Below are 23,337 nucleotides of genomic sequence, written 5' to 3'. Positions count from 1 at the left end.
GCGGGGATGTTGGAGGGGTGGGAAGTCAGAGGGGAGAGGAGCGAGGGAATGGGTGACGGACCGAAGCGGCCGGCGACATATGAGGACCTGCTCGCACTGCCGGAGCACATGGTCGGGCAGATAATCGACGGGGAACTCATCGCCATGCCTCGGCCGGCGAGCCCGCATGCGAGAGCGAATTCTCGTCTGTATGGCGAGCTTTACGGGCCCTTCGAGCGGGGCCGAGGAGGACCTGGAGGGTGGTGGTTGCTGGTGGAGCCGGAGCTGCACTTCGGCCAGGACGTCCTGGTGCCAGACTTGGCGGGCTGGCGTCGGGAGCGGATGCCGGAGATGCCGAACGTGCCGTATTTCACCCTGGCACCGGACTGGGTCTGCGAGGTGCTCTCTCCGTCCACGGGGGCGCTGGACCGGGTGAAGAAGAAGCGCATCTACGCCCGAGAAGGCGTGGGCCATGTCTGGCTGGTGGACCCAAAGGCGCGGACGTTGGAGGTGTTCCGCCGGGAGGGCCGTCGCTGGGTGGAGCTGGGCACGTACACAGGGGACGAGCGCGTGCGTGCCGAGCCCTTCGAGGCGTTGGAGTTGGAGCTGGGCATCTTGTGGCTGCCGGAGTCGACGCCGAAGACGCCCTGAGGCTCAGTGCATGACGCGCTTGCTGGAGGTGTCCACGGCCTGTGCCGCTGTGTGCTGGCGCATGAGGAGGTCGCCCACCGTCTGGAGCACGTGGGTGGTGGCGCCCTCGGGGTCCCTGAAGAAGTGGGGCGTCCAGAGTCGGACGAGCTTCCAACCCTGGCCCTCCAGCACGGCGGTACGGAAGAGGTCCCACTCCACGCGGTCGGCGGCCTTGGGGTAGCGCGTGCCGTCGCAGAGCAGTCCCACGGTGACATCGCCTGGGACGGTGGGGTGATGCAGGGCCACGTCCACGCAGAAGCCGTCGTTGCCCCAGTTCACGTCGGAGGAGATGAGGTGACGCCGCGCGAGATGTGACGCCAGTGCGCGGGCGAAGGTGGAGCCCGCGTCGGTCTCCCGCTCGCGCACGACGAGCTCTCGTGGGGCGGAGGGCTCGGACGTGGGCAGGGCGTCTTCGCGAGAGTCCTCCGCGTGGGCGTGGGCGATGGCTTCCGCGAACTGGAGATAGGCGAAGAGCAGCCAGCCTCCGTTGGGCTGACGTCCGGCCTCCACCGGAGGCAGGGCCGTATAGGCGTCGCGTGGAATCGAGGTGACCAGGTGCACCTGCTGGCGGGCGCGGGTGACGAGCACGTTGAGGCGCCGTCCTCCGCCCGCGCTGCCGAGCGGGCCGAAGCGTCGGTAGAAGCGGCCCTGTCGGTCCGGTCCGTAGGTGGTGCTGATGATGAGGTGGTCTCGCTCGTCGCCCTGGACGTTTTCGAGGTTCTTGACGAAGAGGCCCTCGAAGGAGCCGGCGCCTCGGCGGGTGCGCGCGGTGGCGAGCCGGGCCGCGAAGGTGGCGTCCTCCGCCGCCAGCTCGTCGAGGACGTCGGTGATGGCGTCGCGCTGTGAGAGGTTGAAGCAGGCGATGCCGATGGACGGAGGTTCAGCGCGTGCGAGCAGCTCCTTCACGAGCTGGCCCACGGCGCGGGCCTCGGTGTGGTTCACCCGCTTCTCGTAGGTGCCGCCCACGGGCAGCAGTCGCAGGGGCGCGTGGGGTGCGCGGTGCGAGGGATGCGCGGGGATGGCCTGGAGGCGCTTGTCGTAGAAGTGCTCGTTGCTGAAGGCGATGAGGTCCGCGTTCTGCGAGCGGTAGTGGACGTCGAGGTAGCACTGGTCGATGTCCAGGTTGAGGGCGGCGGAGAGCAGGTCTTCCACTTCGGACTGCTGGTCCTCGAAGAGGCCCTGCTCCGTTTCGGCCTCGGTGTCCTGGCTCTGCACCACGGCGGACTCGAAGAAGCGCGTGGGAGGAAGCTGCTTCGGGTCTCCGGCGATGACGACGCGCTTTGCACGGGTGAGGACGGGCAGGGCTTCCTCGAGTCGGCACTGGGAGGACTCGTCGAAGATGACGACGTCGAAGATGGGTTGGCGCGGGAAGATTTGCGCCACCGTCTGCGGGCTGGCCATCCACACGGGGCGGGCGTCGAAGAGCGGGTCTCCTCCTTCGAGTGTCAGGCCAGTGGCGATGACCTGACGCACGCGCATGGCGCGCTCGCCTCGGAGCATCAGCCGACGGCGCAGCTCCGCGCCCTGGCCGTTGAGTCTTCCTCCCGTGGTCGCGAGCAGACGCTCCCGTTGGCGCTGCGTCCATCGGTGGAGGATGGCGTCGCGAACCAGACCGCGCTTCTTCTCCTCGAGGACGCGGTAGCGGGCCTGGGTGGCCTGGGTGCGCTCGGCGTCGACATGTTGGAGGGCGGGGTCATCGCGCAGTCGTGAGGAGACTTCCGCGGCGAGCGTGGCCTTGAGCACGGCCGTCCAGCCGGAGTCCGCGTCCACGCCCTGGCGCGCCAGGGATTCCACGGCGGGCTCCAGCGTGGGCGGCATGCCGGACAGCAGCGAGCGCATGCGCAGCATTCCCTCCACGGTGGACAGACGGGACTGAAACGCGGAGGCGATGGGGGACAGTTGGGCACCGGCGCGCAGCTCGCGCGAGCGGGTGGAGAGCCACGGAGCGCGGAGGAGTCCGGTCTCGGCGAGTCGCTTCTCCAGCTTCACCACCGCCGCGCCTCGTGCCGGGGACTGACGGAGGCCCGTGAGCAGCGATTCGCGCGCGGCGGCATCTCCCGTCAGGGCCCGGCGCACGGCGTCGCGGCACGAGGCGAGCAGGGGTGTGCTGTCCAGCGTGCCCAGTACATCGAAGAGGGCGCTGTGCGTGCGCAGGTCCCGAGACAGCAGCTCATCGGGAAGGCTCGTGGAGGTGGAGCGGGAGATGCCCACGGCGGCGGAGCCCGGCTCCACGCTGGAGTGGGCGAGGCCCACGGCGGAGGAACTCGGAGCAATGGAGGGTGGAGGGAGGCTCGCGGCAGTGGAGCCCTGCGCCATGATGGGGTGAGAGACGCTTGCGGTAGCAGCGCCCTGCGCCATGGTGGAGTGAGAGCCGCTCGCGATAGCAGCGCCCGGCGCAAGGGTGGAGCGGTGGAACTCGCTCAGCAGCGCGCGTGCGCGGGCGCCCGTGAGGAAGCGGCTGACGCGCTCCGCGGGGTCGGCACCCAAGGTGAGGCCAAACTGCTGGAGCACCTTGCGAGCGCCTGCCTTCCGCGCAAAGCAGAAGAAGGCGTACCACTTGCTAGCGATGCCCAGGTACGCGCCCAGCGTGGCGAGCGCCGTGGACAGCACGCCCAGGGACTGAGGCTGCTCGCGATGAATCAGCGCGAGCTCCGTGTCGAGAGGCCCCTCGGCGAGCACCTTGACCTGGGGCGCCAGTCCGTCGAGCTGGGTCTTCGCGGTCCGCACCGAGTCCGCGGAAGCCGCGCTCCAGTATGAGAGGACCTCTGGGCTCGCGGCCTCCAGCAGCGGGGCGAGCTGCTCGGCGAAGGTGGCGCGCGCGATGCCCTCGGCTTCGGGCTCCGCTCCAAATGACGGGATGTGCGGGGAGGCGAGGGCGTCGGCGTCGCGGGCCGCGTTGACGGTGGTGCTCAGCCGTTCACGGTAGGTGGCCAGCGGCGTGGCGAGATACGTGGCCAGGTCCACGCCCAGGGCTTCGCGCCAGGGGTTGTCCGGGTAGCCTTCCTTGAGTGCGCGCTCGAGGACTTCGCGGGTCTCTCGCTCGCGCGGAGTCACGTCCGCGAGCCGGGCGGAGGTGAGGGAGGCCGTGGAGGGAGTGAACTCAGCGGGAGTCTCGAGGGAGAGCCACTGGCCCACCAACTCGTGGAAGGAGGGCGCGGTGCCGCCCGCGGGGCGCTCGGAGAGGGCGCGCTCGGCGGTGGTGAGTTCGTCGTGGAGGGTCTGGAGCTCATCGTCCACGCGCGACAGCTCCTTCGTCACGGCGGCATCTGTCCGTGCTTCGGGCAGGGTGTCGAGCTGCTCGCGGATCCCCATGTAGAGGTCTCGCTGGTCCCTCTGCGCGTCATGCACGACGGCGCACAGGTTCCCCAGCCCCAGGTGGTCCAGACGGTGCTTCACGACGTCGAGCGCGGTGCGCTTGTCACAGACGAACAGCACCCGCTCACCCCGGGCCAGATGGTCACCGATGGCGTTGGCGATGGTCTGCGACTTCCCGGTGCCAGGAGGGCCGTGGATGACGAGTCCCTGGCGGCTGCGCGCCAGTCGCACCGCGCGGGCCTGACAGGGGTCCGCGACGGTAACGAGTCGCTCCTCGGCGGCGAGCTTGAGGCCCTCCAGGTTCCGTTCTCCGCCGCCCGTGTGAGCTGACTGCCCGAGTGACACATCCACGCGCAGGAAGCTCTCCAGCGGTCCGGAGACGGGCTCGCCGTCCACGAGGGCGCGCATGTCGTCCACGAGGCTCTGGTTGGACAACGGGTACAGGCCGAGCACGGCGCAGGGGAGGATGGAGCCTTGCGGGCCGCCGTCCTCGTCCGTGCGAGGCACGGCGGTCAGGAGCGTGTCGGCAGTGAAGGTCGCGGGGGCTGGCAGCTCCAGGGCCTTGGAGACGAGGGCGACCAGCTCGTTGACCTCGCGCCACGGCTCAATGCCATCGTCATCGGCGAAGAGCTCGCCGAAGCGCTGACCTGTCTGCTGTTCGAGCCAGGCGAGGAGCGCGGTGTTGGGTGCGACGCGGTCCACGCCTTCTTCGGCCCCCGCCAGCTCGATGGAGGGCGCGCGTCCCTTTTTCAGGGTGATGCGCACGGGGACGAAGGCGATGGGCGCCAGGATGCGCCGGGTGCCGAAGCCTCGCTTGTCCTTGGCGCTCGGGGGCAGGTGCAGCAGCGGGAAGCCGACGTGAAGGACATGCGCTCCGGTGTCCTGCTCGAAGATGCGAGCATCCTCGACGATGGCGGCGAGCTTGCGCAGCAGGGCCTGTTGTTCCTCTTCCGCGCGAGTCTTCGTGGGGCTCTCGTCCTCGGAGTCCGAACCGGTCGTGAGGTCCGTGGTGTCGCCGGAGGTCGTGAGGTCATCCAGCGAGGTCCCGGTGCGAGACGTGGAGAGGGCCTCGGCCCGAAGGGGCGGAGCCTCGTTCAGGTCCATGTCGACCTCCGCCGTGGCTCGAGTCGCCGCGAGGTCGTCCGGAGCCTCGGGGCTCGGGCGCGCGCGCTTCTCGCTCACGGAGGCCTTGGGTCCCGTGCGTGCCGTGACAGGGGATGCCCGGAGCGTGTCCGGAGGCTTCACCGCGAGTCGGGCCGAGGCCTTGTCCCCGAGCAGGGCGGCCAGCACCGCGTGGGGTGGGGTGCCGTCGAGCCGGCTCAGCACGGACAGGTCCAGGCGCTGCCGACTGTGGTGGGGGCGACAGTTGATGCTCGGTCCGGACGCGAGCGCGGCGTACAGCCGCTCGAGCATCTTCTCGAGGACGCGGTTGCGGGACTCGGACGACACGGCGGTACCTCTCTCCAGAGGAGGGAGGTCGCTGTCTACCATGGGGCCCGGAGAGGGGCCTCAGTCCGTCAGTGAGGCGGCGAGCGAGCGGGCGGCGGCCTCCAGTGCCTCGGCCGGGAGATGATCCGCCGGGGCGGCGTCGAACACCGCGCGGCCCCACAGGCGCTGAGGCGTGTCTCGGAAGCGAGGCACCAGGTGCAGGTGGCAGTGGCGCAGCACGTCGCCGATGGCGAACGCATACGCGTGCTCGGCGCCGAGGACCGCGCGTTGGGCGCGCATCACCCGCGCGGCGAACGCGCCCAGTTCGCGAGCCGTGGCGTCATCCAGCTCGTACCAGGCACGTGCATGGTGCTCGCTGGAGATGACGACCCAGCCGGGAACGGGACTGGGGCCCGCGACGCCATGCAGCACCAACCCCGGGGCCCGGGCCAGGATGCCGCCCACGGGACGGTGCTCGCCGCGAGCAATGGCACAGCCGAGACACGGTTCATTCACATCCACCATGGAGCCACCGTAGCAGTCGGTTTTCGCCGGGGAAGCCGCGTGCGGAGGCGCATCGCACCAGGGCGGGTCGCATGGGACCCGCTGAAAAGTAAGAGAATGGGAGGGGTGTGATGTGATCCCTAGGGGTGCGGTGTATCGGTTGTGGGAGGGGTGTGAGTGCGACTGTCGCCTGCTTGACGTGAAGGGGCCGGGTCGGAGAGTGTCCGCCCCACGCTCTTGGGGGCGTGAGAGCTCAAGCAAATCTTTTCAAGGTGGGGATGATGAAGAAGCATCTGGTCATGGCCGTGGTGCCGTTCTTGGCGCTGGGGTGCGGTGATGATTTCAAGGATGAGAACGGGGACGGCATCGCCGACGGCATTCGTGAGCCGGACAGTGTGACGGTGGTGACGCCCGCGACGCCGAAGGGGACGGTGTCGGGCCAGGTGTTGAGCACGGACCTGAAGCCGCTGTCCGAGGCCTCGGTGGAAATCACCATCGGCAGCTCGGCGGATCCGCTCGCGGGGACGACCGATGCGAAGGGCAACTTCGAGTTCAAGGACGTCCCAGCCGGCTCCCAGGTGCTGCTGACGTTCACCAAGGCGGGCTATGCCACGCTGCGCGCGAGCTCGACGATTCCCTCGTCGGCCGGCAACGTGCCCATCAACAACGCCAACGTGAGCTTTGGTCCCGTGACGCTGACGCGGCTGGACGGCTCGCTGCGCTTCCTGCTGGTGACGCCGCAGGGCCGTCCCGCGGCGAACGTACGCGCGACGCTCGAGGCCTCGCCCGCGGGCACCACCATCCTGTCGAACACCGACAACACCACCCGCGTGATGAGCACGGTGGTCGTGGAGGCGACGTCCGACGACCAGGGCGTGCTGAACTTCCAGGGCATCCCGACCGCGCAGGAACTGGCGCGCTATTCCACCCCCGGCCAGCTCGGCACGTACAAGCTGTGGGTGTCCGCGGTGGACTCCAACAGCGACGGCGTGCCGGAGACCAACGGCTACGTGGACTCCTACTCGGCCTCCAGCGTGGTGGCCTCTGGCACCACACGGCTCATCACCCTGCCGTATTCGCAGGTGAGCAACCTCCCGCTGAACGTCGAGGGCAGCAACGTGGCGATGCTGCGGGGTGCCTCGGATTCGCATCCGCTGCGCAACATGGTGCGGCCGGGCGAGCCCATCTACCTGTACTTCAACCAGCCCGTGCAGCAGAGCTCCCTGTTGGTGCGCCTGACGGACGAGTACGCCAAGGAGTCGCTGCCCGTCACGGTGGCCCTGGGCAATGGTGGTTATACCGCCACCATCACTCCGGGTAACGGGGTGGTGCAGACGGGCAAGGAGTACAACCTGGACCTGCGCGCTGTCTCCGCGGAGAACGGGGACCTCTACTCGACCAGGGGCTTCTTCTTCGGTGGCGAGCCCGGGTCCGTCTCACCGGTGACCATCGCGGAGGCGCGCTACCAGGAGACAGTCGTTCCTCCCAACCTTCAGCAACTCAACGATGGCGAGCGGGTGTACATCACCTTCAGCTCCCCGATTTGGTCCCCGTTCGAAAGCGGGATTGAGCGCGCCGAGGTTTTCTTTGCCAACGACATCGACTTGAATGGCGATTCGAGGGCAGGCACTGCGCTTGGTGAGCTGGGTTACCCCGATGGCTTCCCGCTGATCAGGGATGAGCCCGTCGGACCCTACGCGACGCGCACGGATCGGCCTGAGTTGCCTGTCTTTGGCATTAACTTCTCAGGATACAGCACGCGTTACTCATTCATCTACACGGGTGTGCCGGCGTTCTCGCCTGGAGCCGTAAGGCTCGTGGTCGCGTTCTCGGCGCTGGGTGGCCGAGGCCTCACCGGTAACTATGAGAGCATTTGGGGGCAGCCCATCACCGCCGACCTGACGGTGAACGGCCTCGCGATTCAGCCCGCTCCTGTCACTCCGTAGTTCCCGGCACGGCGAAGCCGCGCTGACGCTGCTTCGTTGAATGATGACCGCGCCTCCGTGAGCTTGCTCACGGAGGCGTTGTTGTTTCTGAGGGGCGCGCACCAAGAGCGAGTGTGGAGATTCGCGAGCAGTTGCTGAGCGGCTGGCTCTGAATCTCATGGAGTAGACGTGGGTCCGCTTGACGAGATACCAGTGACTGCTCGGCTCTTCCCAACAGTGACCCCGGCCCCTATGTCCCAAGGGCGAGCGATGGTGACATCGCACTGGAACAGGGATTGCCTTCTCTGTGAGTCATGCATCCATTCCCGCAACGTGCAGTGATTGTCTGTCTGGGGCTCCTGATGGGGGCCTGTATCGACGTCCCAGAAATCCAGCAGGTGGTCGAGGAACCTGATGGGGGTCCCGACACGTCACCAGATGCTTCGACGCCCGACGCGGGTGAGCCATCCGTGCTGGTGCGGCTTGTTTTATCGCGGCACGTGACGAACGGCCCTGTCGACGTCAGGGCCGAACTGAGTGGACCCACCCCAGAGCGGGTGGAGTTGCTGGTCAATGGCAGATCCGTTGAGACGCTGCTCCCCCCATACGAGATGTGGTGGGATACCCAGGCGCTCGAGGAGCGACAACACGACCTGCGCGTGAGGGCAACCCTGGGGGCGAGGGTATTCCTGAGTGAGCCGCAGCAGCTCATGGTGGACCGGTCTCCTCCGATAGCACTCTCTACCAGCCCCGGGTCAGGGGCTCGCTTCGTCCCGGTGGGGCAGGAAGCGCAGGCCGTATTCTCGGAGCCTCTTGATCCGGCGACGGTTCATGTGAACTCCATTCGGATGTTCGCGGACGCCGAAGCCGTCGAGTCCGAAATCTCTCTGTCCGGAGATGGGACCATCGTCACTGCACGTTCCACCTCGAAGTGGCCTGTCGATGCGCTGATGAAGGTGTCACTTGGCGCCGGAGTGACAGATCTGGCTGGTAACCCACTTCGGACCATGGAGCAGGAGTGGAGTTGGACCGTGCCGGGCTTCATTCCCTTGGGCGAGCCATTGTTCCCGGACTCGGGAAATCACACGATCCCAAGCGATATCGACATGCGAGTGGATGGCTTGGGACGCCCTGTCGTCGCCTGGCACGATGGTGAACGAAATGCGGTGTTCGTCCGGCGCTGGACGGGGGCGTCGTGGGAGTTGCTGGGGTCCGGTCTGAACTCTGGGACCGCTGATGCAAACCCCTCCCAAAGCTCACTCCAACTGGATGCGAACGGTCAACCTGTCGTTGCCTGGGTCGAGCAAATGGAGTCCACGGTTCATGTTCGCCGTTGGAATGGGACGGGTTGGGTTGCGATGGGAGAAGCCATCCAAAGTCCGCTTCTTCTCTGGAACCTCTTCCTCAGGACGGATGGTGCTGGGCAGTGGTTCTTGGGTGGCCCAGCAAGCAACGTAGGGGGTTCTCAGGTATGGGTCTGGAAGTGGGTGGACGACCACTGGACTCAATTGGGCACGGCGCTCAAGGTCAACGCGAGTATGGCTATCTCCGGTATGCAGATGGACGTTGACGCAGCTGGGAATCCTGTCGTCTTTTGGAGCGAAAGAGATTCTGCGTTCATCGATACGGTGTATGTGCGGCGGTGGTCTGCGGGAGACTGGAGGCCCGTTCCCTTCCCGTTTCAGGATTTCGGAACAACGACCGGTGTGGATGCTGCGGGACGCATCCTGATCGTCAATTCTTTGGGACACGAAGACTCCCAGGTGTGGGGAGTGAGTGGAGAGACCTGGGCCGAAGTGGGAACGCCGATTGAGGGCCGCTTCCCTGCGGCAGGAACTCAAGTCTCCGTGCGCGGATTTACCCTGGATTCCACGGGAGTGCTGGTGGCGCTGCTGCGTGAAGCGGAAGCCCCTGGCCAGCCCGAGACATTTTATGTCCGTCGTCTTCGTGCAGGCGCTTGGGAGTCGATCAGCGGGTTGTTTCGCCCCCTCCCCGATGTACCTGTGGGCAGGCCGCCCGTATTCGGGATGGCCCCTTCAGGTCGGCTTTTCATCGCCAGGACCGAGTACACCGCGCCGAAGATTCAGCCTCTCCGCGTCTACATCTCCAACGAGTGAGCAGCCCGATGTGCTTGTGCGGCGGTGACGCGTCCACCTTCGTCCTCGCGGTCCCCACCGTTCTCCATTGAACGGTGGGCAGGGGGTGCTCGAGTCGTAGTGGGGTGGGCGCGATGGTGGATGCGTGCATAGATTGTCCACCGCTGTTTCCCCACACGTGAGGCGCCTGTTCCATGAAGCACACGGCCACCCCCACTTCTGAAGACAGGGTCTCCACCGCGACGTCGGATGCGTCAGGCGGGGGACGCAAGCGGGTCCTGGTCGTCGACGACTTCGACGACGCCCGGGAGATGTATGCGGAGTACCTGGAGTTCGTCGGCTTCGAGGTGGATACCGCCCGGGATGGCATGGAGGCGGTGGAGAAGGCCCAGTCGAGCGAGCCGGACATCATCCTCATGGACCTGTCCCTGCCCGTCATGGACGGCTGGGAGGCCACCCGGCGCATCAAGCAGGACCTGCGCACGCGCGACATCCCGGTGATGGCCCTGACCGGCCACGTCCTCGCCGGCAACGCGGAACACGCACGCGAAGCGGGTGCCGACGAGTTCGTCGCCAAGCCGTGCCTGCCTCAGGACCTGGAAAACAAGATCCGAAACATGCTCAAGCCGAGCAAGGCTCGTAAGCGGGAAGGGCAGGAGGGCTGAGTCCTTCGCGAAGGGTGAGTGCCCACCACCCGACACTTCCCTGAGCCCCCCACCGTGCCGGCGTCGCAACGAGCCGGGCCAGGGTTGCCGTTCCAACCTGGGATGCATACGCCCTCATGGTGGGAATCCCTGCCGCCTCGCCGCAGCCGGACGCGTGGGCTCCGCCCCAGGAGTTCGACGAGTACCGAATCGTGCGGCCCATCGGTCGTGGGCGGACAGGCCGTGTGTATCTCGCCCAGGACACGCTCCTTGAACGCCCGGTGGCGGTGAAGTTCATCCCCGCGCTCGGCTCCAATGCCCTGGCCCGCTTCCTTGTCGAGGCCCGCGCCGCCGCGCGCATCCAGCACCCCAACGTCGTCACCCTCTACCGGGTGGGACAGCTCGACGAGCAGCCCTATCTCATCTCGGAGTTCATCCGGGGCGTGAGCCTGGACCGGCTCGTGAAACCCCTGCGCTGGGAGCGCGTGCTCACCATCGGCCGTGATTTGGCCCGGGGCCTGAGCGCCGCCCACCGTCGGGGTGTCCTCCACCGCGATATCAAACCCGGCAACGCCGTGCTCACCGAGAGCGGCGCCGTGAAGCTGCTCGACTTCGGGCTCGCCAAGCTCCTGGACAGCGCCGCCGGAGCCGATGACGCCCCGCCTCTGCGAAATCCCGCCCCCCCAGAGCTGCCGGCGGACCTGGACCCGGAGGCCAACCCGCACTTCTCCGCGCGCTCCCTGGACGGCGTCTTCCTGCCCTCGCTCCCCCAGGGCGCGCTGGTGGGCACGCCCTACTACATGTCTCCCGAGGCCTGGGCGGGCGAGGACCTGACGGCCCGCAGCGACGTGTACTCGCTCGGCGTCGTCCTCTACGAACTCTGCGTGGGCCGTGGCCCCTTCCGGGACGTCGTCTGGCGCGAGCTCCCGCATGTGGTCCGCACCCAGGACGCGCTCCCCCTGGCGGATGTCGCTCCCCACGTCGACGTCGCCTTCGCCGGGGTCATCGACCGCTGCCTGCGCCGCGAGCCCTCCGAACGCTTCGCCTCCGCCGCGCTGCTCCTGGAGGCCCTCGAGGCCCTGTCGCGCGAGGACGCGCCCACCCACGTGCCCGAGGGCAATCCCTACCGGGGCCTGCGCGCCTTCGAGGCCGAGCATCGCGCCCTTTTCTTCGGCCGCCGCCGCGAGTGCCGCGCCGTGCTGGAGCGGCTGCGCGCCGAGTCCTTCCTGCTCATCACTGGCGACTCCGGCGTGGGCAAGTCCTCCCTGTGTCTGGCCGGCATCCTCCCCTCCGTGGCCGAGGGCGGACTCGAGGATGGACGGCGCTGGCACTCCGTCCGACTGGTGCCGGGCCGCAAGCCCGTCGCCGCGCTGGCCGCGGCGCTCGCGCCCCTCCTGGCCGTGGACGAGGAGCCCCTGGCCGAGGCACTCCGCTCCGAGCCCTCGTGTCTGGTTCGCAGACTCCGGGCGCGCCTGGGTGCCCGCGAGGGACTGCTCGTCTACGTGGACCAGCTCGAGGAACTGGCGACCCTGGCCGAGCCCCTCGAAGCCGCGCTGGCGGGACAGGCCCTGGGCGGGCTCGCGGAGGGCGCCAGTGGCGTGCGCCTGCTGGCCTCCAGTCGCAGCGACTTCCTCACCCGGCTCACGTCCGTGCCGGGCCTGGGCGCGGAAGTCCCTCGCGCGCTGTACCTGCTGCGCGCCCTCACGTCCGAGGAGACACGGGAGGCCGTCACCGGCCCCGCGCGCGTGAAGGGCGTGCGCTTCGAGTCGGAGGCGCTGGTGGACTCGCTCGTCACGGCCGCGGCCGAGGGTGGGCTCCCGCTGCTCCAGTTCGCGCTCGCGGAGCTGTGGGAGGCCCGCGACGCGAAGGCCCAGGTGATTGCCCAGGCCGTGCTGGACTCGCTGGGCGGCGTCGCGGGCGCGCTGGCGAAGCACGCGGACGCGGCGGTGGAACGATTGCTGCCGGACCAGCGCGTGGCGGCGCGGGGCGTGCTGCTGCGCCTGGTCACCGCCGACGGAACCCGGGCGCGCAAGACGGACCGGGAGCTCGCGGGAGAAGACGTGCGCTACCGCGCGGCGCTGGAGGCGCTCGTCCGGGCCCGACTGCTGGTGGCGCGCGAGGCACCGGAGGGGACTTCCTACGAACTGGCCCACGAGGCCCTGCTCTCCGGTTGGAACTCGCTGGCCCGCTGGCTCGCGGAGGCCGCCGAGCGTCGCGAGGTCCAGGCCCTGCTGGAGACCGCCGCGGCGCACTGGGAGAAACACAACCACTCGCGCGAGCTGCTGTGGGGGCCTCGCCAGCTCGCCGAGGCGGCGGTGCTCGACTCGGGCGAGCTGACGCGCCGCGAGCAGGACTTCCTGCGCGCCTCGCGCCGCACCCTCGTGCGCAGCCGCGGCGTCCGCCATGCACTGGCCGCGGGCTTCATCCTGTCACTTGGCCTGGTGTACGGCGGGCTGAAGCTGCGCGAGCGTTGGAGCCTGGAGCGTCAGGTGCGCGCGGAGTTGGACGAGGCCCGGCACTCCCTGGAGACGGTGGTGGAGACGAAGGACCTGCTCCACTCCGAGCGCGCCGAGGCCTTCCGTCTCTACGGCAGTGGCCAGAAGCTCGACGCGGACCGGCTGTGGAGCAAGAGCGTCGCCCGCGCCGCGCAGTTGCGGCATCGCTTCGATGGTGTCTCGGGACGGCTGGAGCGGGCCCTGGCCCTGGCGCCGGAGCGGCCGGACGTGCGCGACGCGCTCGCGGACTTCCTGTTCGAGCGCGCGCTGTGGGCCGAGCAGGATGGTGAGTCCGCGGCGCTGCCCACGCTCCTGCAACGCCTGCGGCTCTACGACACCCAAGGCGAGCGCTGGAAGCGGTGGACCGCGCCCGCGCGCCTCACCCTGGATGTCGCCGCGCGCGACGTGGAGGTGGAGCTGCGCCCCGTGACGCGGGATGCGCTCGGCAACGAGCAGCCAGGGCCTGCGCTGCCGCTGGAGTCGGAGCCCTGGATGGACGTCTCCGTCCCGCCCGGGCCGTACCAGCTCACGCTGCGCGCGTCACACCACGAGCCCGTGACGCAGCCCTTGTTGTTGCGACGCGGAGAGGCTCGGCGGCTGGAATTGCGGCTGCCTCGCGCGGGCTCGATTCCCGCGGGCTACGTCTTCGTGCCACCGGGTGAGGTGCGCTTTGGCAGCGCCGCCGATGCCAGCGTCCGTGAGTTCTTCAACGCGGTGCCACAGCACTCGGTGCAGGTGCCGGGCTTCCTCATCGCCCGCCACGAGGTGACGTACGCCGACTGGCTCACCTTCCTCGAGTCGATGTCTCCCGAGCTGCGCGCCTCGCGCCTGCCTCACGTGGGCACGGGCGGGTATGCGGGGCACCTCTCGCTCGACCGGGTGGACGACGTCTGGCGACTGCGCTTCCAGCCGGGCAATGTGCCGTACGAGGCGCGTGCGGGAGAGCCGGTGCGCTACGCGAATCGCGCGCGGCGGGGCGAGCAGGACTGGCTGCGCTTCCCGGTGAGCGGCATCTCCTTCGCGGACGCGGAGACGTACGTGTCCTGGCTGTCGTTCAGTGCCCGCGTTCCTGGCGCGCGGCTGTGCTCGGAGCTGGAGTGGGAGCGCGCCGCGCGGGGTGTGGATGGACGCGAGTTCCCGCACGGCGACAGGCTGGGCCCAGACGACGCCAACATCGACGCCACATACGGCAAGCAGCCCGGAGGCTTCGGCCCGGACGAGGTGGGCAGTCATCCCGCGTCGCGCAGTCCCTTCGGCGTGGACGACATGGCTGGCAATGTCTGGGAGTGGACGCGCTCGTGGCTGGAGCCGGGGCGCGCGGTGGCTCGGGGTGGGAGCTTCGCCTTCGCGGCCACCTCCGCGCGCGCGACGAACCGGGAGCTGCCGGAGCCCTCGCTGCGCGACGTGACGATGGGCCTGCGCGTGTGCGCGGACCTGCCCACATCATCGCCTTGAGGGACGCTCGGTCGGTCGCTGGGGGAGCACCCTGGCTACCGGACGATGGAACCGCCTGTCAGTCCTGCCCCTGACTGCTTGCTGCCTCCGTTCGGACGATGCGTGTGTCCTGGAATCATCAGTCCGGCTTGCAAGCGGACAGGCTCCTGCGAACCTTGTGTCCAGTCGAGCTGGGCCGGGGAGGTTCGGGGCATGGTGGCGAGGCGGATGGTGGGGGCGATGGTCATCGCCTGTGGGTTGGCGGGGTGTGGGAGCGCCGTGGACGACCGGGAGCCCGAGACGCTGGGAACCCAGGTGGCCGAGCTGTCCGCGCCCAACGGGCGCAACCTGAATGGCCGCAATCTCAACGGGCGCAACCTCAATGGCTCCGAGCTGGGGCAGATGCTCGTGGGGGTGCGTTTCATGGGGGCCGCGCGCGCGGACCTGGGCGCGCTGACGCGGACGTGGCTGGACGGCAGCGTGCTCCGCGGCGAGTCCCATGACGGCACGGTGATGTCCGGGATGGACTTCCTCGGCACGCACTTCGTCGGGGAACTCGGGAGCGGCGACACCGTCGCCCTGCGCGTGGACGACATCCAGCCGGGCACGGGCGCGAGCGAGGACGTCTGGGTCTATCGCGTCTCGTACTACTCCCTGGCGGACAACACGTGGAAGCCCGCGTGTCAGGCCGAGGATGGCTCCGCGCTCGGGGCCATCCCCGTGGAAGGGCGCTGGGACTATCGCCAGGGTGTCGCTGGCGGCGGCGCGAAAATCGAGGACACGCAGGCCTTCACCTTCGCGTGCGAGGGCGCGGCCATCGCCAAGTGCGTCCGCTTCGGCTACCGCCCCTGGGCCACCACGGTGATGGGACGAAGCCTGGCTCCCTTGCACCAGGCCTGCACGCGCATGGTGCGCGCGGACTTCTGCGGCGACGGCACCTCGTACACGGTGGATGGGAGCTGGGTGAACCTGTACGACGCCTCGGGCGTGCAGCAGGACTCCGAGGGCTGGAGCGTGGAGGCGGAGTGGGACGCCTCGGGCGCGCGCTGCCGCACGCCGACGACGCGGGCCCGCGAGCGCCAGGTGACGTGCTCCTCGGGGACGATTCTGCCGACGTGTGGCCTGCCGACGAACTTCCTGCTCGGCACGCTGCTGATGAGCGAAATCCCGGCCGCGGCGACGCAGGGCCCCGTCCTCCTGGCGACTCCGGAGCCGAGCGCCTGGTGAGCCCGGCTGCTGGCCATGTGCATGAGCGGGCGTCCTGCCTGCCTCTGTCTCCTGGGGCGAGGAGCGGAGGCGGGCGACTTCCGGCGGCAAGGGGCCGACACCACGTTTAGCCGGCCCGCCGGGGGCAGGGGAGGGACCGGCGGAGGACGGAGACGCGCGGTGAGACGAGCCCAACGGACGAGACGGATGGCGGCTGGCGGGACGTGGTGCCTGCTGCTGGCGGCGGCTTGTGTGGTGGCCGGCTGCAAGAAGAGCTCGGGCGAGCCAGCGCAGCCCGAGGTGCCCACGGTGACATTGGGGCAGGAGAACGTGGCGCTCGCACAGCCGAGCGAGCTGCGCTCCGGCCCTGGAATCTCGGGCACGCTCCAGGCCCGCACCGCGGCGGATGTTCGCGCACAGGTGGCTGGCACGGTCCTCGATATCGAGGCCCAGCAGGGGCAGGTGGTGAAGAAGGGCCAGGCGCTCGCGCGCATCGACGATGCGACGTTGAGGGCCCAGGTCATCGCCACGCGCACGGCGGTGTCCACTGCGCGCAATGCCTTGCAAGTGGCCGAGGCCGAGGTGGAGCGCAGCGCGAAGCTGGCCAAGGCCGGCGTCATCACCCAGCGCGAGTTCGAGCGGGCGCAGTTGTCGGTGGCGCAGGCGAAGGGGCAGCTCGCGGAGGCGCGCTCCCGTCAATCGCTGGCACAGGAGCAACTGGGGCGCACGCGGGTGGTGGCGCCCTTCGTGGGCGTGGTGAGCGAGCGGCAGGTGAGCGAGGGTGACGTCGTGCAGTTGGGCTCGCCGCTGTTCACCGTGGTGGACCCGCGCACGTTGCGCCTGGAGGCGTCGGTGCCGGCCGCGAATCTGGACCAGGTGAAGGTGCGCACGCCGGTGGAGTTCAAGGTCACCGGCTACGGAGACCGCTCGTTCACGGGACAGGTGGAGCGCATCAATCCGGTGGTGGACCCGAACACGGGGCAGGTGCGCATCTACGTGGCGATTCCCAATACGGACCTCCAGCTCCTCGCGGGGCTGTTCGCCGAAGGGCGCGTGGCCGCGCGGGCCGTGCGAGGGCTGTCGGTTCCGCTGGGCGCGGTGGATGACTCCGAGGGAAAGCCCACGGTGCTGCGCGTGCGAGACGAGCGTGTGGAGCGCGTGCCCATCACGCTGGGGCTGCGCGATGAAGTCGAGAAGCGGGTGGAGGTGCGCCAGGGGTTGCAAGAGGGAGACGTGGTGCTGCTCGGCTCCGCGCGCGACGAGGTGAGCGAGGGCGCGCGCGTGAAGGTGGACGCGCCACGTCCGGGAGCGCCGGTAGCAGGAGACGAAGGCCCTGGTGTCGGTGGTGGCGGCGCCGAGTCCGACACTCGCCAGGGCGGAAATGAAACCGCGCCCGCACGTCCCTCCCCGTCACCGAGCGAGTCCTCGGAGGGCGCGACGCCACGCGCGCCCTGAGTTCGCTGCGTCCCTTCGACTCCTTCCGGGAGAAACCCCGTGTTCATCTCCGACTTCGCCATCAAGCGTCCCATCGTGACCATCACCGCGATGGTGACGCTGGTCATCTTCGGCATCGTCGCCTTGTGGCAACTGGAGACGGATGAGTTCCCGGACGTCCAGGCGCCGGTCATCGCCGTCAGCATCGTCTACCCAGGCGCCGCACCCGACACGGTGGAGCGCGAAATCGTCGAGCCCATCGAGGACGCCATCTTCGCCATCAGTGGCGTGGACCCGAAGGAGACGACCGCCACCGCCACGGACGGCCTGGCCACCTTCACGGTGTTCTTCGAGTTCGAGAAGGACATCCAGGAGGCCTCGCAGGACATCCGCGATGCCATCTCCAGCAAACGCGCCGACCTGCCTCGGGAGATGGAGGAGCCCGTCCTCACGCGGTTCGACCCGGCGGACGCGCCCATCGTCTCGCTGACCCTCACGTCGGAGCGGCTCGATGTCGCCGGGCTGTCCCGCGTGGCGGACCCGCTGGTGGTGGGCGAGCTGCGCTCGGTGCCCGGCGTGGCGCAGGCCGACGTCGTCGGCGGCGTGGAGCGGGAGATGACCGTGCAGCTCAAGCCCGAGGCGCTCCAGGCCGCGCGCATCTCCCTGGCGGAAGTCGTGACCGCGCTCCAGGCGCAGAATCTGGCCGCGCCGGTGGGCCGCATCAACTCGAAGCTCGAAGAGGAGTCCATCCGTCTCAAGGGACGCCTGGAGAGCCCCGAGGCCTTTCGCGACATGGTGGTCACCACGCGCAACGGTCAGGTCATCCGACTGGGGCAGTTGGCGGACGTCTTCGTGGGCTCGGAGGAGCCTCGCACGCTGGCGCTCTATGACGGCGCGCAAGCGGTGGGCATCGAAGTGCTGAAGACGAAGGGCTACAGCACCACCGAGGTGGCGGACGCGGTGCGCGAGCGCGTGGCGGCGCTGCAGAAGAAGCTCCCGGCGGACGTGAAGCTGGCCATCGTCCGCGACGCGGGTGTGCGGGTGGAGAGCGCGGTGGAGAACGTCCAGTCGGCGCTGGTGGAAGGCGCGCTGCTCACCGTGCTCGTGGTGTTCATCTTCCTCAACTCGTGGCGCTCCACCGTCATCACCGGGCTGGCGCTGCCGGTGAGCGCGCTGGCGGCGTTCATCAGCGTCTGGGCCTTCGGCTTCACGCTCAACACGATGTCGCTGCTCGGCCTGACGCTGGCCATCGGCATCCTCATCGATGACGCCATCGTGGTGCGCGAGAACATCGTCCGCCACATCGAGATGGGGAAGGACCACTACACCGCGTCGAAGGAGGGCACTTCGGAAATCGGGCTCGCGGTGTCGGCGACCACGTTCTCCATCGTCGCCGTCTTCGTGCCCGTCGCCTTCATGTACGGCGTGGCCGGACAGTGGTTCAAACCCTTCGCACTCACCATCGCCTGCGCGGTGCTGGTGTCGCTGTTCGTGTCCTTCTCCCTGGACCCGATGCTGAGCGCGTACTGGGCGGACCCGCAGGTGGAGAAGGGCGCGCGGCGCGGCTTCATCTCCCGCGTCCTCGCCCGCTTCAACACGTGGTTCGACCGGCAGGCGGACCGCTACAAGGGCGTTATCGCCTGGGCGCTGGACCATCGGCTCGCCATGGTGCTCGTGGCGGTGGGCTCGCTCGTGGGCGCGCTGGTGCTCCAGGGAACGGTGGGGGGCGCGGGCTTCGTGCCGGTGAGTGACCGCTCGGAAGTGGAGTTGCTGGTGGAGACGCCGCCGGGCTCCAGCCTGGAGTACACGCGCCGCAAGGTGGAGGAGGTGGCGCGCGTCGCCCGCGCCCATCCGGAGGTCGCCTATACCTACAGCACCATCGGCGTGCCGCTCCCGCTGAGTGCGCCCGGTGTGGACCAGGCGCTCGTGTACGTGCGGCTCACGCCCAAGGCGGACCGCGACGTAAGTCAGGATGCGCTGGGCAGCACGCTGCGCAAGGAGCTGGCGAGCGTGGGCGGGGCGAAGGTGTCTGTCTTCACGTCGGGCTTTGGCGGCGCCTTCAAGCAGATTCAGCTGGAGCTGAGCGGGCCCGACCAGAAGAAGCTCACTGAACTCGCGCAACAGGTGCAGCGCGAGGTGGAGCAGGTGCCCGGCGCGGTGGACGTGGGGCTCTCCACGCGGGGACAGAAGCCGGAGCTGGAGGTGGACCTGAACCGGGGCCTCGCGGGGCAGCTCGGGGTGACGGTGGGGCAGGTGGCCCAGGTGCTGCGGCCGGCCTTCGCGGGACTGGACGTGGGGGACTGGGTGGACCCGATTGGTGAGACTCGCGACGTCATGGTGCGGCTGGCACCCGAGGCGCGTGACAACCCGGACGACCTGGCGCGAATCCCCATCCGGGTGGGCGCGGCGCCGGGAGGCGCACCCCAGCTCGTGCCGCTGGGGCAGGTGGCGGACATCCGGCAGGCGCTCGGCCCCGCGCAAATCACGCACCTCAACCGGGAGCGGGTCATCAACGTGCAGGCGAACGTGCAGGACCGCTCGTTGACGGAGGTGATGCGAGACATCCAGGAGCGGGTGGGCGCGGTGCGGCTCCCCGCGGGCTACACGCTGACGACGGGCGGTGAGTCCGCCGACCAGGAAGAGGTCTTCTCGCGGGTGTTCCTGGCGTTGGGCGTCGCGGTGCTGTTGATGTACCTCATCCTGGTCATCCAGTTCGGCTCGTTCCTGGATCCGCTAGCCATCCTCATCTCGCTCCCGCTGTCCCTCATCGGCGTGGTGCTGGCGCTGCTCATCACCGGGGACACGCTCAACATCATGAGCCTCATCGGCGTCATCCTGCTGATGGGCATCGTCGCGAAGAACGCCATCCTGCTCATCGACTTCGCGAAGTGGTCCCACGAGAAGGGAATGCCCTTGCGCGAGGCGCTCATCGAGGCGGGCCGCATCCGCTTGCGCCCCATCATCATGACGACCTTCGCGCTGGTGGCGGGCATGATTCCCGTGGCCATCGGCGCGGGCGAGGGCGGTGACTTCCGCGCTCCGCTGGGCCGCGCGGTGATTGGCGGCACGATTACGTCCACGTTGCTGACGCTGCTGGTGATTCCGACGGTGTACGAAATCCTGGTGGATGGGCGGACGTGGATGGGCCGCAAGCTGCGCAAGGTCTTCCACTTCCGAGCACCTGGAACCGGGCACCCCACGGGCGGAGGCGGCGAGCCCCGTCCGGCGCCGCAGTCCCGACAGAAGTGACACCGGGCTGCTGGGAGTGTCCGAGAAGCTTCGCGGAGTGTCCGCCTCGGACGGATGTTGAACGTCGGCCCGAGAAGCGGGTTGGCGTGTCCCTCGGAGGAACCTAGGGTCGGTCGCCATCCACCATGTCCCGAGCCTTGCTGCCTGAAGACCATCGTCGACTCGTCACCCAAGCCCTGGCCGCACTCGATGTCCGCAACCTGGTCCTGAGCATCCACGACCCCAGCTTCCCCAGTCTTCCGCACGAGGACACGGGCCGAGGCTCGCCCTATTCGGAGGGCGCGGCCCGCTTCCTGGACACCGCGCACACGCTGGGCTTCACGGGCATCCAGTTGGGGCCCCAGGGGCAGACGTCGGAGTCGAACGCCTCGCCGTATGACGGCACGCTCTTCTCGCGCAACGTGCTCAACGTGGCGCTCGCTCAGCTGGAGGATGCGTCCTGGGGCGCGTTGCTCCCGCGAGGACGTGTGGCCGCGCTCGCGGAGGCCCGCTCACGGTCCTCGAGTCCCGGAGAGCGTTACCGGTGGGCCTTCCGAGCGCAGCTCGCGGCGCTCGATGAGGCGTGGACGTCGTTTCGTCACCAGCGCGCCAGTCCCGATGCTTCCGCCGCCGTGCGCGAAGTGTCCGCGCGCTTCGACACCTTCCGTCAGCGACACCGCGCGTGGCTGCTGCGTGACGCGCTCTTCGACGTGCTGTGCGCGGAGAAGGGTGTCCTGGACTGGAGGCCGTGGGCGGACTCGTTGGATGGACGGTTGTGGAGTCCTCGCCCGGGCGCCGAGGGTGTCGCGGCCGCGCGGGTGCAGGCGCTGGAGGCGCAGTACGCGGAGACCCTTGAGCGCTATGCCTTCTTCCAGTTCCTGGTGCATGCACAGCATGAAGTGCTGCGCGAGCGCACGGCGTCGTTGAGGCTGAAGCTCTACGGCGACCTGCAGATTGGCTTCTCACCGCGCGATGCGTGGGCGTGGCAGGGCTTGTTCCTGCGGTCGTATCTGATGGGCGCTCCGCCGAGTCGCACCAATCCGGAGGGCCAGCCGTGGAACTATCCGGTGTTGGACCCGGAGCAGTACTTCGCGGAGGGCGGTGAAGGTCCCTTGCTGGGCTTCCGGCCCGGAGCCGTGCTGCGCTTCATGGACGCGCGCATGGACAAGATGCTCGCGGAGTACGACGGTCTGCGGCTGGACCATCCCCATGGGCTGGTGTGTCCGTGGGTCTACCGCGCGGGGGAGTGGGACGCGTTGGGGGCGGTGCAGCACGGCGCGCGCCTCTTCTCCTCGCCGGACCTCACGGACCACCTGGAGCTGGCGCGCTACGCGCTGGTGAGCCCCCAGCAGTTGGACCGTTCGCTGCCGAGGTACGCGGATGGCGAGGTGAAGTCGCTCACGCCCGAGCAGGTGCAGCGCTTCAGCGTCCTCTTCGACACGGTGGTCGCGGCGGCGCGGCGCAACGGCCGGGATTTGGGCGACCTGCTGGGCGAGGTGCTGAGCACGCTGCCGTATCCGTTGGGGCGGGTGATGGCGCGTTATGGGCTGGGCCGCTTCCGCGTCACGCAGAAGGCGGACCTGCGCAATCCCGCGGACGTGTATCGCAGCGAGAACGTGGCGCCCGAGGACTGGATGATGGTGGGCAACCACGACACGAAGTCGCTGTGGCGTCTGGTGGGGGACTGGCAGTGGCGCGGCACGCTGCGGGCGCAGGCGGATTATCTGGCGACCCGACTGTGTCCCGAGCCCGAGCGACGAGAGGACTTCGCGCGAGCGCTGGCTGCGGACCCGGGGAAGCTCGCGCAGGCGAAGCTGGCGGACCTGTTCGCCAGTCGCGCGCGCAATGTCATGGTGTTCTTCACGGACTTGCTGGGGATACCGGAGACGTACAACGAGCCGGGCACAGTGGATGAGCGCAACTGGTCGCTGCGCGCGCCGACGGACTGGATGCGGGAGTATCGCGAGCGCCTGCGAGGCGACGCCGCGATGAACCTCCCCGGCGTGCTGGCCCTGGCGCTGCGAGCAGGAGGGGAGCCCGCGCGGGAGAAACACCGTGAGCTGCTCGCGGGGCTCGACCGGCTCGCGGAGGCGTTGAGGGAAGGCCGGTAGCGCTCGCCTCGACTGCGCCCGCGCGGCATGCCGTGACGCCTCCGCGCGCGCCCGGGGCTGGCATCGCGCACGTGCGACCGGCGGGCCGCGAAGCGAGGTGTGTCCCACGCTCGCTTCACGTCCGCCCTCAAGTGCTAGTGAAGCGGGACTCCCTGCCCCGCTTCACATCCCCGCTCAGTGCTGCACGTCCACCACGAGGCGCGTCGGTTCGCGCAACTCCAGGACGCGGAACGCCTGGACGCTCTTGTTGCCCAGCACCCACGTCACCTCTCCCTCGAAGTCACAGGTGCGCTCCAACTCCAGGAGCACGGGCAGCGCCGGCTTCAGCTCGCGCGTGGCCACCGTCGGCTGGCCCGCATCGGTATGTGCTCGCGCGGGAGTGAAGGTCACCTGGAGCTGCCCCATGCCCGCGAGCGACGCCGGGTCTCCCGAGCCACACTGCACCACCGGCTCCTTCGCGTACCCCACGCGGTAGCCGGGCAGCTGCGTCCCCTCGAACTCGAACACCACGCGGTCGAAGTCCGGATGCGCGCCCGCGCGCACCGAGCGCAGCGTGGCCTGGGGTGCATCCTGCCGCTTCATGTCCACGACCCCGGAGGTCCACTCGCGATTCTTCGGGTCCTCGGGCGTGTACCCACCACCACTCGGCGGCGTCTTGCCGGGTGCTTCCTTTCCAGGAGGCTCCGTCGGTTCGGCGGGCTCTCCCTCAGGAACGGGAAGCTCCTCGTCCTGAGCGCCACCGCGGACAGGCACCCCCGTGCTTCCCGTCGTCACGACATGCACGGGAGGCTTCGCGGCGGCCTCGCCCTCGCGAGGAAGCGTCCCCTCGGGCGGGCTCGAGGGCAGGG

Annotated in this window: 12 protein-coding genes; 9 read left to right on the top strand and 3 right to left on the bottom strand. The window is 69.0% G+C overall.

Going from position 1 to position 23,337, the window contains the following annotated elements:
• Positions 1 to 48 precede the first annotated feature (48 nt).
• Positions 49 to 630, top strand: coding sequence for a Uma2 family endonuclease (locus FJV41_RS33860; RefSeq protein ID WP_174456950.1), 582 nt, complete (start codon positions 49 to 51; stop codon positions 628 to 630).
• Positions 631 to 633: 3 nt separating this feature from the next.
• Here FJV41_RS33860 and FJV41_RS33855 read toward each other — a convergent pair whose 3' ends face one another.
• Positions 634 to 5,433: an AAA domain-containing protein gene (locus FJV41_RS33855; RefSeq protein WP_141646731.1), complete on the bottom strand. Its 4,800-nt coding sequence runs from the start codon at positions 5,431 to 5,433 to the stop codon at positions 634 to 636.
• Between the two features lie 60 nt (positions 5,434 to 5,493).
• Positions 5,494 to 5,937, bottom strand: coding sequence for an HIT family protein (locus FJV41_RS33850; RefSeq protein WP_141646730.1), 444 nt, complete (start codon positions 5,935 to 5,937; stop codon positions 5,494 to 5,496).
• Between the two features lie 257 nt (positions 5,938 to 6,194).
• Between FJV41_RS33850 and FJV41_RS33845 the strand changes: the two genes are divergently transcribed.
• From FJV41_RS33845 to FJV41_RS33810, 8 genes are all read left to right on the top strand, one after another.
• Complete coding sequence (locus tag FJV41_RS33845; protein WP_141646729.1) at positions 6,195 to 7,862, top strand: carboxypeptidase-like regulatory domain-containing protein; 1,668 nt, start codon at positions 6,195 to 6,197, stop codon at positions 7,860 to 7,862.
• Between the two features lie 293 nt (positions 7,863 to 8,155).
• Positions 8,156 to 9,958 carry an Ig-like domain-containing protein gene (locus FJV41_RS33840; RefSeq protein WP_141646728.1) on the top strand — a complete coding sequence of 601 codons (1,803 nt, stop codon included), beginning with the start codon at positions 8,156 to 8,158 and terminating at the stop codon, positions 9,956 to 9,958.
• A gap of 173 nt (positions 9,959 to 10,131) precedes the next feature.
• On the top strand, positions 10,132 to 10,602 hold the full coding sequence (locus FJV41_RS33835) for a response regulator (protein ID WP_141646727.1): 471 nt from the start codon (positions 10,132 to 10,134) through the stop codon (positions 10,600 to 10,602).
• A gap of 119 nt (positions 10,603 to 10,721) precedes the next feature.
• Positions 10,722 to 14,531: an nSTAND1 domain-containing NTPase gene (locus FJV41_RS33830; protein WP_438616771.1), complete on the top strand. Its 3,810-nt coding sequence runs from the start codon at positions 10,722 to 10,724 to the stop codon at positions 14,529 to 14,531.
• Positions 14,532 to 14,723: 192 nt separating this feature from the next.
• A complete protein-coding gene (locus tag FJV41_RS33825; RefSeq protein ID WP_141646725.1) occupies positions 14,724 to 15,737 on the top strand; it encodes an ADYC domain-containing protein in 1,014 nt (337 codons plus the stop codon).
• A gap of 186 nt (positions 15,738 to 15,923) precedes the next feature.
• Complete coding sequence (locus FJV41_RS33820) at positions 15,924 to 17,171, top strand: efflux RND transporter periplasmic adaptor subunit (RefSeq protein WP_141646724.1); 1,248 nt, start codon at positions 15,924 to 15,926, stop codon at positions 17,169 to 17,171.
• Between the two features lie 39 nt (positions 17,172 to 17,210).
• Complete coding sequence (locus tag FJV41_RS33815) at positions 17,211 to 20,399, top strand: efflux RND transporter permease subunit (protein ID WP_141646723.1); 3,189 nt, start codon at positions 17,211 to 17,213, stop codon at positions 20,397 to 20,399.
• 125 nt (positions 20,400 to 20,524) lie between these two features.
• On the top strand, positions 20,525 to 22,489 hold the full coding sequence (locus tag FJV41_RS33810) for a 4-alpha-glucanotransferase (protein ID WP_141646722.1): 1,965 nt from the start codon (positions 20,525 to 20,527) through the stop codon (positions 22,487 to 22,489).
• A 174-nt stretch (positions 22,490 to 22,663) separates the two neighbouring features.
• Here the strand turns inward: FJV41_RS33810 and FJV41_RS33805 are convergent.
• A partial coding sequence (locus FJV41_RS33805) for an AMIN-like domain-containing (lipo)protein (RefSeq protein ID WP_246137590.1) occupies positions 22,664 to 23,337 on the bottom strand: 674 nt, incomplete at its 5' end.

The organism is Myxococcus llanfairpwllgwyngyllgogerychwyrndrobwllllantysiliogogogochensis (genome assembly GCF_006636215.1).
Classification (GTDB): Bacteria; Myxococcota; Myxococcia; order Myxococcales; family Myxococcaceae; genus Myxococcus; species Myxococcus llanfairpwllgwyngyllgogerychwyrndrobwllllantysiliogogogochensis.
The sequence above is the reverse complement of the archived record's forward strand: the minus strand, read 5'-3'. Positions and strand labels throughout refer to the sequence as shown.